This is a genomic window from Pseudomonas sp. SIMBA_067 (assembly GCF_046534675.1).
Lineage (GTDB): Bacteria > Pseudomonadota > Gammaproteobacteria > Pseudomonadales > Pseudomonadaceae > Aquipseudomonas > Aquipseudomonas putida.
On record NZ_JAWRYH010001138.1, the window covers coordinates 1 to 244 of the forward strand.

At 66.0% G+C, this 244-nt stretch carries 1 protein-coding gene; it reads right to left on the minus strand.

What is annotated here, in order from left to right:
* Nucleotides 1–244, minus strand: a 244-nt coding sequence (locus tag SB765_RS32850) for an NAD-binding protein (RefSeq protein WP_410932923.1), incomplete at both ends; no start/stop codon positions are given.

Below are 244 nucleotides of genomic sequence, written 5' to 3' on the forward strand. Positions count from 1 at the left end.
GGCCATTTGCGGCGCCAGGATCTGCAGGGGCTTGGAGTCGGCAAAGCCACCGGCCAACGCTTCGGCGATCAACGTCGCATCCACCCCGGACTGCTCGGCCAACGCCACGACTTCGGCAATGACCAAGGCGTTGCATGCCACGATCATCTGGTTACAGGCCTTGGTCACCTGGCCTGCGCCCACCGCCCCCATATGCGTCACCCGCTGGCCAAGTACCTGCAGCACCGGCCGGGCACGCTCAAGG